The sequence below is a fragment of the Nocardioides zeicaulis genome, from assembly GCF_042432345.1.
GTDB classification, from domain to species: Bacteria; Actinomycetota; Actinomycetes; order Propionibacteriales; family Nocardioidaceae; genus Nocardioides; species Nocardioides zeicaulis.
Genome location: NZ_JBHLXH010000001.1, coordinates 1,487,841 through 1,500,955, shown reverse-complemented (window position 1 = coordinate 1,500,955; position 13,115 = coordinate 1,487,841). Strand labels below are relative to the sequence as shown.

General features: G+C 73.2%; 15 protein-coding genes and 1 tRNA gene. 8 read left to right on the top strand and 8 right to left on the bottom strand.

The annotated features are described in order from the left end of the window. On the top strand, positions 1-181 hold a 181-nt coding region (locus ACFFJG_RS07430; protein ID WP_378517964.1), incomplete at its 5' end, for a metallopeptidase family protein. A gap of 36 nt (positions 182-217) precedes the next feature. Here ACFFJG_RS07430 and ACFFJG_RS07425 read toward each other — a convergent pair. From ACFFJG_RS07425 to ACFFJG_RS07415, 3 genes are read right to left on the bottom strand one after another with little or no spacing between them, the layout of a single operon-like run. Further along, positions 218-556: a fluoride efflux transporter FluC gene (locus ACFFJG_RS07425; protein WP_378517963.1), complete on the bottom strand. Its 339-nt coding sequence runs from the start codon at positions 554-556 to the stop codon at positions 218-220. Positions 557-575: 19 nt separating this feature from the next. Continuing rightward, complete coding sequence (locus ACFFJG_RS07420; protein WP_378517962.1) at positions 576-977, bottom strand: fluoride efflux transporter FluC; 402 nt, start codon at positions 975-977, stop codon at positions 576-578. Continuing rightward, positions 974-1,903: an ATP-binding protein gene (locus tag ACFFJG_RS07415; RefSeq protein ID WP_378517961.1), complete on the bottom strand. Its 930-nt coding sequence runs from the start codon at positions 1,901-1,903 to the stop codon at positions 974-976. The genes ACFFJG_RS07420 and ACFFJG_RS07415 overlap by 4 nt, the downstream gene beginning before the upstream one ends. A 206-nt stretch (positions 1,904-2,109) precedes the next feature. Between ACFFJG_RS07415 and ACFFJG_RS07410 the strand changes: the two genes are divergently transcribed. Continuing rightward, positions 2,110-3,591 carry an NAD(P)/FAD-dependent oxidoreductase gene (locus tag ACFFJG_RS07410; protein ID WP_378517960.1) on the top strand — a complete coding sequence of 494 codons (1,482 nt, stop codon included), beginning with the start codon at positions 2,110-2,112 and terminating at the stop codon, positions 3,589-3,591. An 85-nt stretch (positions 3,592-3,676) separates the two neighbouring features. Here the strand turns inward: ACFFJG_RS07410 and ACFFJG_RS07405 are convergent, their stop codons facing one another. After that, entirely contained in the window at positions 3,677-4,771 is a 1,095-nt protein-coding gene (locus tag ACFFJG_RS07405) for a phosphatase PAP2 family protein (RefSeq protein WP_378517959.1), read from the bottom strand. A gap of 227 nt (positions 4,772-4,998) precedes the next feature. Here ACFFJG_RS07405 and ACFFJG_RS07400 point away from each other — a divergent pair, with 227 nt between their 5' ends. After that, entirely contained in the window at positions 4,999-6,021 is a 1,023-nt protein-coding gene (locus tag ACFFJG_RS07400) for an NADPH:quinone reductase (RefSeq protein ID WP_378517958.1), read from the top strand. Between the two features lie 13 nt (positions 6,022-6,034). On the opposite strand, the gene ACFFJG_RS07395 is transcribed toward ACFFJG_RS07400, so the two are convergent. Together ACFFJG_RS07395 and ACFFJG_RS07390 are read right to left on the bottom strand one after the other, a co-directional pair. Next, positions 6,035-6,478, bottom strand: a complete 444-nt coding sequence (locus tag ACFFJG_RS07395; protein WP_378517957.1) for a hypothetical protein — start codon at positions 6,476-6,478, stop codon at positions 6,035-6,037. A gap of 66 nt (positions 6,479-6,544) precedes the next feature. Beyond that, positions 6,545-6,617, bottom strand: a tRNA-Lys gene (locus ACFFJG_RS07390). An 89-nt stretch (positions 6,618-6,706) separates the two neighbouring features. On the opposite strand from ACFFJG_RS07390, the gene ACFFJG_RS07385 reads away from it, so the two are divergent. Then, positions 6,707-7,435 (top strand): copper homeostasis protein CutC, encoded by a 729-nt coding sequence (locus ACFFJG_RS07385; protein WP_378517956.1) that lies wholly within the window; start codon positions 6,707-6,709, stop codon positions 7,433-7,435. 3 nt (positions 7,436-7,438) lie between these two features. Here ACFFJG_RS07385 and ACFFJG_RS07380 read toward each other — a convergent pair whose 3' ends face one another. After that, positions 7,439-8,950 carry a M81 family metallopeptidase gene (locus tag ACFFJG_RS07380; protein WP_378517955.1) on the bottom strand — a complete coding sequence of 504 codons (1,512 nt, stop codon included), beginning with the start codon at positions 8,948-8,950 and terminating at the stop codon, positions 7,439-7,441. Between the two features lie 293 nt (positions 8,951-9,243). Here ACFFJG_RS07380 and ACFFJG_RS07375 point away from each other — a divergent pair, with 293 nt between their 5' ends. Continuing rightward, complete coding sequence (locus tag ACFFJG_RS07375; RefSeq protein WP_107698594.1) at positions 9,244-9,447, top strand: cold-shock protein; 204 nt, start codon at positions 9,244-9,246, stop codon at positions 9,445-9,447. A 171-nt stretch (positions 9,448-9,618) separates the two neighbouring features. Beyond that, entirely contained in the window at positions 9,619-9,813 is a 195-nt protein-coding gene (locus ACFFJG_RS07370; protein WP_378517954.1) for a hypothetical protein, read from the top strand. Between the two features lie 18 nt (positions 9,814-9,831). Here ACFFJG_RS07370 and ACFFJG_RS07365 read toward each other — a convergent pair whose 3' ends face one another. Then, entirely contained in the window at positions 9,832-10,878 is a 1,047-nt protein-coding gene (locus ACFFJG_RS07365) for a hypothetical protein (RefSeq protein WP_378517953.1), read from the bottom strand. Positions 10,879-10,923: 45 nt separating this feature from the next. Between ACFFJG_RS07365 and ACFFJG_RS07360 the strand changes: the two genes are divergently transcribed. Further along, positions 10,924-11,781: an NUDIX hydrolase gene (locus tag ACFFJG_RS07360; protein ID WP_378517952.1), complete on the top strand. Its 858-nt coding sequence runs from the start codon at positions 10,924-10,926 to the stop codon at positions 11,779-11,781. A 202-nt stretch (positions 11,782-11,983) separates the two neighbouring features. Next, positions 11,984-13,108: a phosphate ABC transporter substrate-binding protein PstS gene (pstS, locus tag ACFFJG_RS07355; RefSeq protein ID WP_378517951.1), complete on the top strand. Its 1,125-nt coding sequence runs from the start codon at positions 11,984-11,986 to the stop codon at positions 13,106-13,108. Positions 13,109-13,115 lie beyond the last annotated feature (7 nt).

Below are 13,115 nucleotides of genomic sequence, written 5' to 3'. Positions count from 1 at the left end.
GCGCGAGGCCAACCACGCGGGCTACCTGCCCGACCGCATCCTGCTGTTCCGCGGGCCGCTGCTGGAGATGGCCGACTCGGTCGAGGAGCTCGAGGAGGAGGTGCGGATCACCGTCGTGCACGAGGTCGCCCACCACTTCGGGCTCGACGACGCCCGGCTCCACGACCTGGGCTGGGGCTGAGGGCGGCCGCGGACGGGTCCTCGGCCGAGCCCGCCCTCAGCCGCCGAGCGCGCTGCCCAGCGCCCACCCGGCGGCGCAGGCGCCAAGCGCCAGCACCGTGGTGGCCGCGACGTAGCCGGCTGCCTCGCGCGCGGGGCGCGCCGTGGCCTGCACCGCGAACGAGGAGAACGTGGTGAACGCGCCGCAGAAGCCGGTGCCGAGCAGGGCCCAGCCCGCCCCGCCCAGCGACAGGGCCGCGACCAGTCCGAACAGCCCCGAGCCGACCGTGTTGACCGCGAGCGTGCCGCGCGGCCACGGCCCGTCGAGGAGGTGGGTGCAGGCGTAGCGCAGGGGTGCGCCCACCGCGGCACCGAGCACCACGAGCAGCGCGGTCACCGGGTGGTCTCTCGGCGGCTCATCCCATCGCCTCCTCGGGCTCCGCGCGTCGCGCGAGGTGCTGGCCGATCGCGGCGGCCCCGAGCCCGGCCGCCAGGGTGAGCGCGAGGTAGAGCCCGGCCGTCGGCGCGTGGCCGTCGGCGGCGAGGGCGCGGGTCTGCCCCGCCCACGCCGACACCGTGGTGAAACCGCCCAGCACGCCGGGCCCAAGGGTGGCCGCGACCGACGGCGAACGACGTACGACGGCCAGGAGCGGCAGCGCGCCGAGCGCGAACGAGCCGACGACGTTGATCGCCAGCGTGGGCCAGGGGAACAGCCCGGCGGGTGCGAGGACGTCGACCGCGTGGCGCAGCAGCGCGCCCAGCGCGCCTCCGACGGCGACGAGCAGGACGAGGTCGGGGCGCAGGGAGCGGCGGCTCACCCGGCCTGGCTCGCGGAGTGGTCGTCGGGCACCCCGGGCCAGGGCTGGGCCTCGCTGCCGTCGAGCTGGTTGATGAGCTCGCCCAGCATCCAGTTGTGGAAGCTCCGCTGGTGGGGCGTGCGGGCCATCGACAGCAGCCGCTCGGCGCGGCAGAACGCGTCGGCGACGTCGAACATCTCGGTCATCGTCACGAAGATCGGCGACGCCTCGCGCACCATCGGGAAGGCCACGTCGACCCGCGGGGCGCCGCGCTCCTCCGCGTCACGGACCTGCTCGCGGAAGGAGTCGGGGAACTGGCGCTCGAAGCTGGCGAACATCGACGTGAGGTCACCGGCCAGGGGGTAGTCGGTCTGGTGCGACAGCGACAGCAGCCGCAGCTCACGGCGCAGCTCGCCGTACTGGCGCGACAGCGACGCGTGCAGCGGGACGTCCATCCCGATGAGCCGCACCTCGAGCGCGGCCTCGCTGAGCGGCTCGGGGGGCAGCTGGTCGTGGACGTCCATCACCCACTCGGCCGTGGGCTCCTCGCGCATCTCCTGCGCCGGCTCGAACCAGACGATCTTGCCGTCGGCCTCGATGGTCGCCCCCCAGGCGACGGCGCACTGCGCCACGATCGACAGCCCGCGGCCGAAGGTGAGGAGCAGGTCGAGGTCGTCCTGCGCGATGGGGCCGGGCGGCGGCACGGGCGGGCTGGTGGAGCCGTCGACCACCTCGATGCGCGGGTGGCTGGCCGTGCCGCGCACGCGCACCTTGTAGGGGGCACGGGCATGGATGATCGCGTTGGCCACCAGCTCGGAGACGCCGAGCTCGGCGCACTCGACGAGGTCGTGGCGCTCCAGGCGACGGCAGATGTCCCCGACCCACCGGCGGGCATCGGCCGCTGCACGCGGCGACGACGCCAGGGTGAGCTCGGATGTCAGCGGCACTGGGACTTCTTTCAAGGGGGTGGGTAGTCCAGTGGGCGTCGACTACCCGCGCCACCTGTAGTTCAAACCTCGACCCACACCCTAGTTTCTGTCGGGCCTGGGTACAGGGTGTGAGCAACGAGACGCGCCCGGGATTTCGTCCTCACGGCCGACACGAGAGGATGATGGACCTCGTCCATCCCGCACCTACGACACGAGGAGCACCCATGACCCAGACGCAGGCAGCTCGCCACAAGGTCGTGGTGATCGGCTCCGGGTTCGGCGGCCTTTTCGGCACCAAGGCCCTCAAGCGCGCCGACGTGGACGTCACCGTGGTCGCCAAGACCACCCACCACCTCTTCCAGCCGCTGCTCTACCAAGTGGCGACCGGCATCCTGTCCGAGGGCGAGATCGCACCGCCGACCCGTGAGGTGCTCAGCGGCCAGGACAACGCCAAGGTCCTGCTCGGCGAGGTCGTCGCCATCGACCTCGAGGCCCGCACCGTCACCTCGCGCGTCCTGGGCCGCGACACCGTGACGTCGTACGACTCCCTCCTGGTCGCCGCCGGCGCCAGCCAGTCGTACTTCGGCAACGACCACTTCGCCGAGTTCGCCCCCGGCATGAAGAGCATCGACGACGCCCTCGAGCTGCGCGGACGCATCTTCGGCGCCTTCGAGATGGCCGAGCTCGGCGCCAGCCGCGGCGACGACGTCGACCACCTGCTCACCTTCGTCGTCGTCGGCGCCGGCCCCACCGGCGTGGAGATGGCCGGTCAGATCGCCGAGCTCGCGCACAACACCCTGCGCAAGGACTTCCGCTCCATCAACACCCGCCAGGCCCGCGTGGTGCTGGTCGACGCCGCCCCGCAGGTGCTCCCGCCGTTCGGCGCCAAGCTCGGCGAGAAGGCGAAGAAGGAGCTCGAGAAGCTCGGCGTCGAGGTGATGCTCGGCGGCATGGTCACCGAGGTCGACGAGCGCGGCCTCGAGGTGAAGTTCAAGGACGGTCGCGTCGAGCGGATCAACTCCGTCGCCAAGATCTGGGCCGCCGGCGTGCAGGCCAACCCGCTCGGCCGCACGCTCTCGGAGCAGACCGGCGCCCCGCTCGACCGCGCCGGCCGCATCGCGGTCAACCCCGACCTGACCCTCCCGGGCCACCCGGAGGTCTTCGTCGTGGGCGACATGATCGCCCTCGACAACCTCCCCGGCGTCGCGCAGGTCGCGATCCAGGGCGCGAAGTACGCCGCCAAGGAGATCCGCAACCGCGTCGAGAACAAGCCCCCGCAGGGCCCGTTCAAGTACTTCGACAAGGGCTCGATGGCGATCATCAGCCGCTTCCGTGCGGTCGCGATGGTCGGCAAGCTCCGCATCACCGGCATCCTGGCCTGGCTGATGTGGCTCGGCGTCCACCTCGTCTACCTCACCGGCTTCAAGAACCAGGTGTCCGCGCTGATGCGCTGGGCGATCACGTTCGCAAGCAACAACCGCTCCGAGCGCACCACGACCGAGCAGCAGATCTTCGCCCGTGCCGCCCTCGCGCGGCTGCGGCGCGGCGCGGCCGACCTGGTCTCCGATCCGGGCATGTACGACGCCACGCGCGCGATGGTCGAGGAGACCCGGCGTCAGGAGCTCGAGGCGGCGGCCCGGCACGAGGCCGAGCTCACCGACTCCGGCGCCCGCGGCGTCCCGGCCGAGCGCGTCGGCGGCGCCTGAGCCACGACGGTCCGTCCGTAGGTCCGTCCACGACGCCCGCCCCCTGTGCCACCGGCACGGCGGGCGGGCGTCGCTGCGTCGCCGGTCAGGCGCTCGTCGGCGCGGCCGCGGCGCCCCCGCGCACGACCCGGTGGCCGGTGGCCCACGCACCGACGCGGAACGCGACGACGGCGATGAGCGCGCCGGCCACGTCGTCGGCGAGGTAGTGCCACCCGAAGTAGAGCGTCGCCACCACGGTCAGCGCGAAGTTCACCCAGAAGAGCCGCTGCACGAGCCGGCTGCGCACGGTCTGGCGCGCCATCAGCGCCCACAGGAGCGCGATCGCGGTGTGGAGGCTGGCGAAGCCCGCGACGCCCTGGTGGTCGCCGTCGCCCCAGAGGAAGCCGTGGCGTGAGTGGACGAGGGAGTCCATCAGGTCGGAGGTGGCGTTGGGGGTCAGCTCGCTGGTCAGCCAGGGGTACATGATCCCCGGGCCCAGCGCGGGCAGCAGGTAGTACGACAGCGCGCCGAGGGTCCACGCCACGCCCTGCGCGGTCACGAACCACCAGCCGTGGCCGATGCTGCGCGACCAGACCAGCCACACCGTGACGAGGATGGCGACGAGCGGGACGTAGGCGAGGTAGACGGTCGAGAGGACGTGGGCCGACAGCTCCCGGCCGAGCAGGTCCTGCAGGACGGTGGCGGGGTCGTGGCCGAGGAGCAGTGCGCGGTCGAGGCGCCACAGCTCGCTGTCGTACTTCACCTCGCGCACCAGCGGCAGCAGCGACTTGAGGTTGCGGTAGGCGACGTAGACGACGTAGAAGCCGGAGATCCCGACCACGACGAGGAGCAGGCGGGCGCGGGTCCAGTGGGTCCGCAGCCGCGCGCGGGCCGCCGCGACGACCCGGCCGGGGTGCAGGCGGCCCTGCCAGAGCGCGCGGGGGAGCAGGTCGACGACGATCGCGGTCGCGCAGAGCACCGGCAGCCGGACCCACGACGGGCCGAGGAAGCTGCCCTCCGGGTCGGCGACCGGCCGGTCCAGCGCGAGGCTCGCCAGCGCCGTGGCGGCGCCGATGACGGCGGCGTTGAGGACGAGGAACAGCCACGGCAGGCGCCCGCCCGGGGCGGGGGCAGCGGTGGGGCCGGCGGCGGCTGTGGGCGTCGCAGCTGTCGGCGCTGCGGCGGGGCTCGGCGTCGGCACGGGGGTCGGCGTCGGGGGAGGCACGGCGTCTCCGGGGGTGGCGCGGGCGGTCGGGTCCGGCCATCCTCGCCGACAGGCCCAAGCCGCCCCCGGGCATCTGAGGACGGGGTGGGGGTCGACGGGGGTTCATCCCTCCCACCACGTCCTCAGATGACCTGCGGGAACAGGGGAGGGGGTCGCGCAGGTTGCCCAGGGACCGAACCACCGACGATCGAGAGGACGTACGCATGCGAGCCGTGGTCTACACCGAGAGCGGGGACTCCTCCGTGCTGGAGCTGGTCGAGCGCGAGGTCGCCGAGCCCGGGCCCGGCGAGGTGCGGGTGCGGATCGTGCGCGCCGGGGTCAACCCCACCGACTGGAAGTTCCGCGCCGGCGGGATGGGCGAGCTGGCCTTCCCCGAGATCGTGCCCGGCCAGGACGGCGCGGGCGAGGTCGTGGCCGTCGGCCCCGACGTCGACTCCCTCGCGGTGGGCGACCGGGTGTGGACGATGCTCGCGCAGCACCAGCGGCCGGGCGGCACCGCGCAGGAGCAGGTGGTGATCCCCGCCGACCGGGTGACCGTGCTCCCCGAGGGGGCGTCGTACGACGTCGGCGCCTCGCTCGGCGTCCCGGCGGTCACCGCCCACCGGGCACTGACCACCTCGGAGGACGGTCCCGACCGGCTGGCGCCGGGCGCGCTCGAGGGCTCCACCGTGCTGGTGGCAGGTGGCGCTGGCGCCGTCGGCAACGCTGCGATCCAGCTCGCGCGCTGGGCCGGGGCCACCGTCGTGACGACCGTCAGCAGCGACGAGAAGGCCGCGCTCGCCACGGCCGCGGGTGCGCATCACGTCGTGAACTACCGCGAGGGCGACCTCGTCGAGCAGGTGCGGGCGATCGCGCCCGACGGCGTCGACCTGGTGGTGGAGGTCGCGCCCGCGCAGAACCTGCGCACCGACCTCCGGCTGATCAGGCCGCGCGGCACCATCGCGATCTACGCCAACAACGGCGGCGACGAGATCACCCTCAGCGTGCGCGAGACCTTCTCCACCAACGCCCGCTTCCAGTGGGTGCTGCTCTACACGGTCGGCCAGGCGGCGCTGCGTGCGGCCGCCGAGGACATCACCGCGGCCCTGGCCGACGGTGCGTTCGGCGTCGGCGAGGAGCACGGGCTGCCGCTCCACCACCTGCCGCTCGAGGAGACGGCGGCGGCCCACGCCGCGGTCGAGGACGGCGCGGTCGGCAAGGTGCTGATCGACGTGGCCGAGGCCTGAGCCTCGCTCCTGCTCAGTCGGCGAGCAGCTCGCCCAGCAGCGGCACGTCGAGCGCCTGGCGCTCGACGTGCCGGTCGAGCACCGTGACCAGCGCGGCCCGCATCGCCGCCACCGCGTCGACCGAGCCGAGCAGCAGGTCGGCGGGGTAGTGGACGTTCCAGCGGCCGAAGGCGTGGCGGGCCACGACCCGCGGGGTGTCGGAGAAGGTGACCTCCAGCCCCTCCTCGCCGCGCTCGCGGAGGTAGGCCTCGAGCCAGTCGTCGATGGCGGGCTCGGAAGCCAGCCGGCGCCACGCCTCGCCGAGCGCCTCGTCCCAGCCGTCGACCTCGATGCGGGTGCCGCTGAGCTCGTCGGCGATCGTCAGGTGGTCCTCGGGACCCGGCCCGACCTCCCGGTGCAGGCGCAGGCTCAGCCACGCCACCCCGAAGGGCAGCTGCGGGTCGGACACCGGGACCATGGCCGAAGGCTAGGGCGCCGGCCTGCGGGTGCGGTGGACCAGTCCACGGCCGCATCCGTCCTGAGGTAGGCCTCCAGGGACTCGAACCCTGAACGAACAGATTAAAAGTCTGCTGCTCTGCCAATTGAGCTAGAGGCCCGCGGCAGGTCGCCCTGCGCGTGCGGAGATCATCTCAGAGCCGGTCCCGGCGGGCGCGGCAGGCCGCCCGGCTGCCCTACGGTGGCGGCCATGAGCGCGCTGGTCGAGGTCTGCCTGGAGGACGTCGGGGGTGCGGCCGTCGCCGCGGCCGCGGGCGCCGACGCGCTGGAGGTGTGCGCCGGGCTGGTCGAGGGCGGCACCACCCCCACACCCGGCTTCGTCCGGCACTGCGCCGAGCAGGCGCCGGGCCTCGACGTGCGGGTGCTGGTGCGTCCGCGCGGCGGCGACTTCGTGCACTCCGCCGAGGAGGTCGCGGTGATGGCCGACGACGTCACGCTGCTGCGGTCGGTCGTCCCCGACGGCACCCGGCTGGGCTTCGTCGTCGGGACGCTGACGGCCGACGGCGAGGTCGACGTGGCCGCCGTACGCCGGCTGGTCGAGGCCTGCGGCCCGGCTCCGGTGACGTTCCACAAGGCGTTCGACTCGGTTCCCGACAAGGCAGCGGCGCTCGACCTGCTCGGCGGCCTCGGTGTCACCCGGGTCCTCACCTCGGGCGGCCCGGGTCCGGCCCTCGACCACTTGCCCCTGCTGGCCGACCTGGTGCGTCGCGGTGGCGACGACGTGCGGATCGCGGTCGGCGGTGGCGTACGTCCCGCCAACGTCGCGCAGGTCGTCGAGGCCACGGGGTGCCGCGAGGTGCACCTGCGGGCGCCCGGCGTCGTCGTGTCGAGCGGGAGGTCCGCCGGCTACGACGACGGCGGCCGCTCGGTCACCGACGCGGGCGTGCTCGCCGAGGTGATGGGGGCGCTGGGCCGCTGAGGGTCAGGCGTCGGTGTCCGCGGTGTCGCCGGGGAAGAGCATGGCGCCCGCGAGCGGGTCGACGCCGGAGACGTCGTCGAGCGGGAACACCGGCCTGCGCACCCTGCGGTGCCCGAGCCGCGCGAGGTCCTGGTCGACGCCGCCCGGGGTGAGGGCGAGCATCCAGTCGGCGGCCATGTCGAACAGCTCGGGCTCCAGGTAGCCGATCTTGACCACGACGACGTCCGCGCTGCGGGGGTCGAGGCCGAGCCGGGTGAAGTCCGACTCGAGGTGGTAGGGCCGGCGGCGCCGCGTCACGACCACGTCGACCGACGGCGTGCGCACGACGACCTCGAGGTTGTCCTCGCCCGGCACGACCGCCACGACCTCGCCGGCCAGCTCCACCGGGGGCGCGTGGCGCGCGTCGATCCGGGCGCCCACCGTCAGCCGGACGTGCGCGCCGACCCCCGCCTCCGCGGCGGCCAGGGCACCCACGGCGTCGGGGATCGAGGCGTAGATCGCCCGCTTGCCGCTGCCGGCCAGCGCCTCGCTGCGCAGCAGCTCGGCGAGGGTCCAGGTGACGTCGCCGGCGCCACCCGCGGTCGGGTTGTCGCCCGAGTCGGAGACGAAGTAGGGCGCCACGTCGGAAGCGAGCGCGCGCTCCAGTACCTCGTGCAGCGTGCCGGTCGGCGCTACGAACCCGAACTCCTCACGGCGCCGCCACAGCTCGGAGGCGAGGGACGCCGCCTCGCGCTCGGCGAGCCCTGCGTCGTCGCCGACGACCATCACGACCGCGCAGTTGCGGGGCTCGTCGGCCCACGGGTAGCCGATCCAGATGCCGGCGTCGAGGACGCCGTCGAGGGCCTCGACCTCCGGCACCCGGGCGTACAGGCTGGTGGCCGGCTCCTGGCGGGTGCTGGTCATCTCGCCCGGCAGCAGGATCGGCACCGGCACCCAGGCCTTCGCCGGGCGCCGTCGACCGGGCGGCAGCGCGAGCCGGTCGAGCAGGTTGCGCGCGGCCCGCTCCTTGGTCTCCTGCCAGTCCACGTGCGGGGCGGTGCGGTAGGTGGTCAGCAGGTCGACGGTCTCGGCGAGGGTGCGCGAGACGTTGCCGTGCAGGTCCATGCCGCTGCTGATCAGGCAGTCGGGCCCCACCACCGCGCGTACGGCGAGGGCGAGGTCGCCCTCCATGTCGTCGAGGCCCACGACGCTCGCTGCACCGTGGATGTCGAGCACGACCCCGTCGAGCGGTGCGGCGGCCACGGCCGCGCGCAGCCCCTCCAGGATCTCGGCCTTGAGCGTGGCGTGGTCGTCGGCGGGGATGGCGCCGCCGGCGATGCTCCGGGCCTGCAGCACGCCGATCCACTCGGCGCGGTCGGCCAGCGAGCCGCCCTCGCGCCAGAAGTCCCACGCGTCGAGGACCTCGCGTCCGCGGCGGGGCGCGAGCATCGCCGCCGTGGTGAGCGCGGGGGAGAAGGTGGAGGCCTCGAGGCTGATGCCGCAGACGGCCACGCGGGGACGGGCGGGGCGGGTCACCGGGCCAGCCTGCCAGCCGCGCGGCGGGCGCTCGCCCCGGCCCCCGCGGACGGTGCGTACACCGACTGTTCACCACCCCGTGGATGACAGGGGGTGACGCCGGGGATTTTGTTGGTAGTGTCTGACGTGCAACAGGTGCAAGTTCCAGCAGGTCGACGCCCGCGGAGTTTGTGATCCAACGGCGTTTGAACTTCGGGCCCTGCCAGCTCGTGAGTCGCAAGCGGCGTGTCACCGCATCTGGTGCGGGTCGCTGAAGTGGCGACTCACGCCCCGACAAAGGAGTAACGAGCATCATGGCTCAGGGCACCGTTAAGTGGTTCAACGCCGAGAAGGGTTTCGGCTTCATCGCGCAGGAGGACGGCGGCGACGACGTCTTCGTGCACTACTCGGCCATCCAGACCAACGGCTACAAGTCGCTGGACGAGAACCAGAAGGTCGAGTTCGACGTCACCCAGGGCCCCAAGGGCCCCCAGGCGGAGAACGTCCGCCCGGTCTGATCGGCTGAGCTGGAAGCATCTTCCAGATCTGCTCAAGAGTCCGGCCCCATTCCCTTCAGGGGGGTGGGGTCGGACTCCATTTCGGGGGAGGATGGTGGTCCGAACAGGCCATTTCCCCCGGCCGTGTCGGTCGGGGAGACTTGTCCTCGTTGCTTACGATCGAGACAGGCCATGCGCACCGCGCACAGGAGGGAGGGTGACGTGCACGACCAGTTCGACGTGACCCTCGAGGACGGCGACCTCCTCGGCGAGGTGGAGCTGACCACGACCCTGATCATCGCCGCGAGCGAGTCCGAGGAGCACCTCTCCCAGGAGGAGATCGACCGCCTCCTCGGCGTCACCCCGCGCCGTCCCTCCGAGGACTGAGCGCGCTCCGCGCCTGCCTCAGCAGGTCGCGAACAGCACCGGTCCGCTGGTGAGGTCCGACAGGACGTACTCGCCCTGCTCGGGGTCGAGGTCGAGCACCACGTCGCGCCCCTCCGCCCCCGCGTCGGCCACCCGGAAGCGGTCGGTGAAGTCGCCGCCCTGTCCCGGTGCCGGGCCGCCGGCGAGCCGGGCCCGGGCCCGCGCGTCGCCGGGCGCGTCGTCGGCGTCCTCCACCTGCAGGACCGCGCGCAGGGCGCCGTCGCCGAGCAGGCCCATCGCGAACCCGGTCAGCGGGTGGACGCCGTTCGCGGCCTCGACCAGCTGCTCGCCCTCCGCCCGGTCGGCGTCGTCGGCCTGCGCCATGGCGAGCTTCTCGCAGGCGTAGTCGCCGTCGTAGGTCGCCGCCGCGACGGGGTCGCCGAGCGGACCGGCCAGGTCGGCGAGGTCGTCGGCGCCGTCGTCGTCGCCGTGCACCACGTCGAGGACGGTCTCGAGGTAGGGCGCCTGGTCGGAGGTGATCACCAGGCCCTCGTCGGCCAGGAGCGCGACGTGCTGGAGCTCGGGCGTGAGGTCGCCGACCGCGGAGAGCACGTCGGTGCCGCCCACCCACACGCCGTCCTCGTCACTCGGCTCGGTCCAGCCGTGCTCGGCCAGGTGCTCGGCCACGTCGTCGAACGAGACGTCCGGGCCGACGCCCATCACCTCGACGGCGCCGTCGGTGGACTGCGCCAGCAGCTCCCATGAGAGCGTCGCGGGGGAGAAGCCGAGCTCCTCCTGCATCAGCCCGGCCGAGGTGGACAGGGCCGACATGGACGAGAGGTCGCGGGAGAACGCGTCGGACACGAAGGCGTCGACCTCGTCGGCGTCGGAGCCGGACCCGACGTCGGCGCCGAGCTCGCGGCGCACGGCGTCCCAGTCGGTCCACGCGGCGCGGCTGGTCGCGGCCGGTACCAGCGCGAGCGCCTCCTGCAGCGGGGTGCCGCGGTGCGTGAGCCGCCAGCCGACCAGGCCGCCGACGACGAGTGCGAGCACGCCGACCACGGCCAGGGCTGCGCGACGCGACACGGACGGGGCTCCTCGGTGGTCGGGGACGGGTGTGAGACTACGTCCATGGACCCCCGCGACGTGCGCGCTGCCGGCGCCGTGGTCACCCGCAAGGGAGGCGAGGTCCTCCTCGTCCACCGACCGAAGTACGACGACTGGTCCTTCCCCAAGGGCAAGCTCGACCCCGGCGAGCACCACGTGAGCGCGGCGGTGCGTGAGGTGGCAGAGGAGACCGGGCTCGACGTGCGGCTCGGGCCCGCGCTGACCTCCCAGCGCTACCGGATGCTGGGCGGTCGCTACAAGCACGTCGACTACTGGACGGCGCGGGTCGTCGGCAGCGACGACGTCTCGCGCTACCGCCCCAACGACGAGATCGACGCCGTGGAGTGGGTGCCGTGGGACGCCGCCGCCACCCGGCTCACCTACCCCCACGACCGCGAGACGCTGGCCGAGGCGCGCCCCCTGCGCCGGCGTACGCGTGCGCTCGTCGTGCTCCGCCACGGCAAGGCCCGTCCGCGCAAGGCGTGGACCGGCGACGACCGCCTGCGTCCGCTCGAGGACGCCGGTGCCGCGCAGGCCGAGCGCCTGGTCCCGCTGCTCGCCGCCTTCGACGTGACCGCCGTGCACAGCTCGTCGAGCACCCGGTGCGTGCAGACGGTGACCCCCTACGTCGAGGTCACCGGGTGGCCGCTCGAGAGGCACGACCGGTTGAGCGAGGAGGACGCGACCGTCGACGGCGTCGTCGACCTCTGCCACCGCCTGCTCGACGCCAAGGAGGGGGCCGTGCTGTGCACGCACCGCCCCGTCCTGCCCACCGTGCTCGACGCCCTCGGTGTGCCCGACGTGTCGCTCGCGCCCGGCGCGGGGCTGGTCGTGCACCACCGCAGGGGCGGGGTCGTGGCCACCGAGGTCCTGCACCCCTGAAAGCCCACCGGGCCGGCCCGCGTCAAGGTTCCCGGGCCGAGTTCATGTGATCGCCGTCTCACGCACGGATCCGCGACGTCATCCGGCCCGGTCGAGTTCACCGCCCGTTCACCGACGGCGCCGTGGTCGTTCTCCTGCGCTGCCTACCTTCTCGGTCGTCAGCACTCATCAGACTTCACATCAGATCCCAGGAGCACTCGAAGTGAACCGCACTTCCTTCCGCAAGATCGTGGCCCCGAGCGTGGCCGTTCTTGCTCTCTCCGTCTCCCTCTCCGCCTGCGGCGCGGGCAACGAGACCGCTGCCGACTCGGGGTCCGACAGCGGCTCGAGCGAGTCGAGCGGCCTCTCCGGCGACCTCAACGGCGCCGGCGCCTCCTCGCAGGAGAAGGCCCAGGGCGCCTGGGCGACCGGCTTCCAGGGCATGAACGACGGCAACGTGACCGTCAACTACGACCCGGTGGGCTCCGGCGACGGCCGCACCAACTTCATCAGCGGCGGCGTCAGCTTCGCGGGCTCCGACTCCTACCTCACCGACGACGAGGGCGAGCTGTCCGGCGCCAAGGAGCGGTGCAACGGCGAGGACCCGATCGAGGTCCCGGCCTACGTCTCCCCGATCGCGATCGCCTTCAACCTCGACGGCGTCGACGCGCTCAACATGTCCGCCGACACGATCGCGCAGATCTTCGACGGCCAGATCACGAAGTGGAACGACCCGGCCATCGTGAAGGAGAACCCCGACGCGGACCTCCCCGACGAGGACATCACCCCGGTCCACCGCTCCGACGACTCGGGCACCACCAAGAACTTCACCGACTACCTCGGCAAGGCCAGCTCGTCGTGGTCCTACGAGGCCGAGGACGCCTTCCCGGTCAAGGGCGGCGAGGCCGCCGAGGGCACCTCCGGCGTCATCTCCGCCGTCTCCGGCGGCAGCGGCACCATCGGCTACGCCGACGAGTCGCAGGTCGGCGACCTGTCGGTCGTCTCGGTCAAGGTCGGCGACGAGTACGTCGCCCCGTCGGCCGAGGGCGCCGCCAAGGTCGTCGAGACCTCCCCGGCCGCCGAGGGCCGCGCCGACGTCGACATGGCCGTCGACCTCGACCGCACCACCACCGAGGCCGGCGCGTACCCCGTCGTCCTGCTCAGCTACCTCATCGCCTGCCAGACCTACGACGACCAGTCGGAGGCCGACCTGGTGAAGGGCTACCTGTCCTACATCGTCTCCGACGAGGGCCAGCAGGCCGCCTCCGAGGAGGCCGGCTCCGCGCCGCTGTCGGGCACCGTGGCCGAGAAGGCGCAGGGCATCGTCGAGGGCATCTCGGCGGGCTGATCCACCC

What these genes read in the sequence shown, in the direction of transcription:
- ACFFJG_RS07410 (WP_378517960.1), top strand. Translation starts at nt 2,110, where the DNA reads ATGACCCAGACGCAGGCAGCTCGCCACAAGGTCGTGGTGATCGGCTCC.
- ACFFJG_RS07400 (WP_378517958.1), top strand. Translation starts at nt 4,999, where the DNA reads ATGCGAGCCGTGGTCTACACCGAGAGCGGGGACTCCTCCGTGCTGGAG.
- ACFFJG_RS07395 (WP_378517957.1), bottom strand. Translation starts at nt 6,478, where the DNA reads ATGGTCCCGGTGTCCGACCCGCAGCTGCCCTTCGGGGTGGCGTGGCTG.
- ACFFJG_RS07385 (WP_378517956.1), top strand. Translation starts at nt 6,707, where the DNA reads ATGAGCGCGCTGGTCGAGGTCTGCCTGGAGGACGTCGGGGGTGCGGCC.
- ACFFJG_RS07375 (WP_107698594.1), top strand. Translation starts at nt 9,244, where the DNA reads ATGGCTCAGGGCACCGTTAAGTGGTTCAACGCCGAGAAGGGTTTCGGC.
- ACFFJG_RS07370 (WP_378517954.1), top strand. Translation starts at nt 9,619, where the DNA reads ATGCGCACCGCGCACAGGAGGGAGGGTGACGTGCACGACCAGTTCGAC.
- ACFFJG_RS07360 (WP_378517952.1), top strand. Translation starts at nt 10,924, where the DNA reads ATGGACCCCCGCGACGTGCGCGCTGCCGGCGCCGTGGTCACCCGCAAG.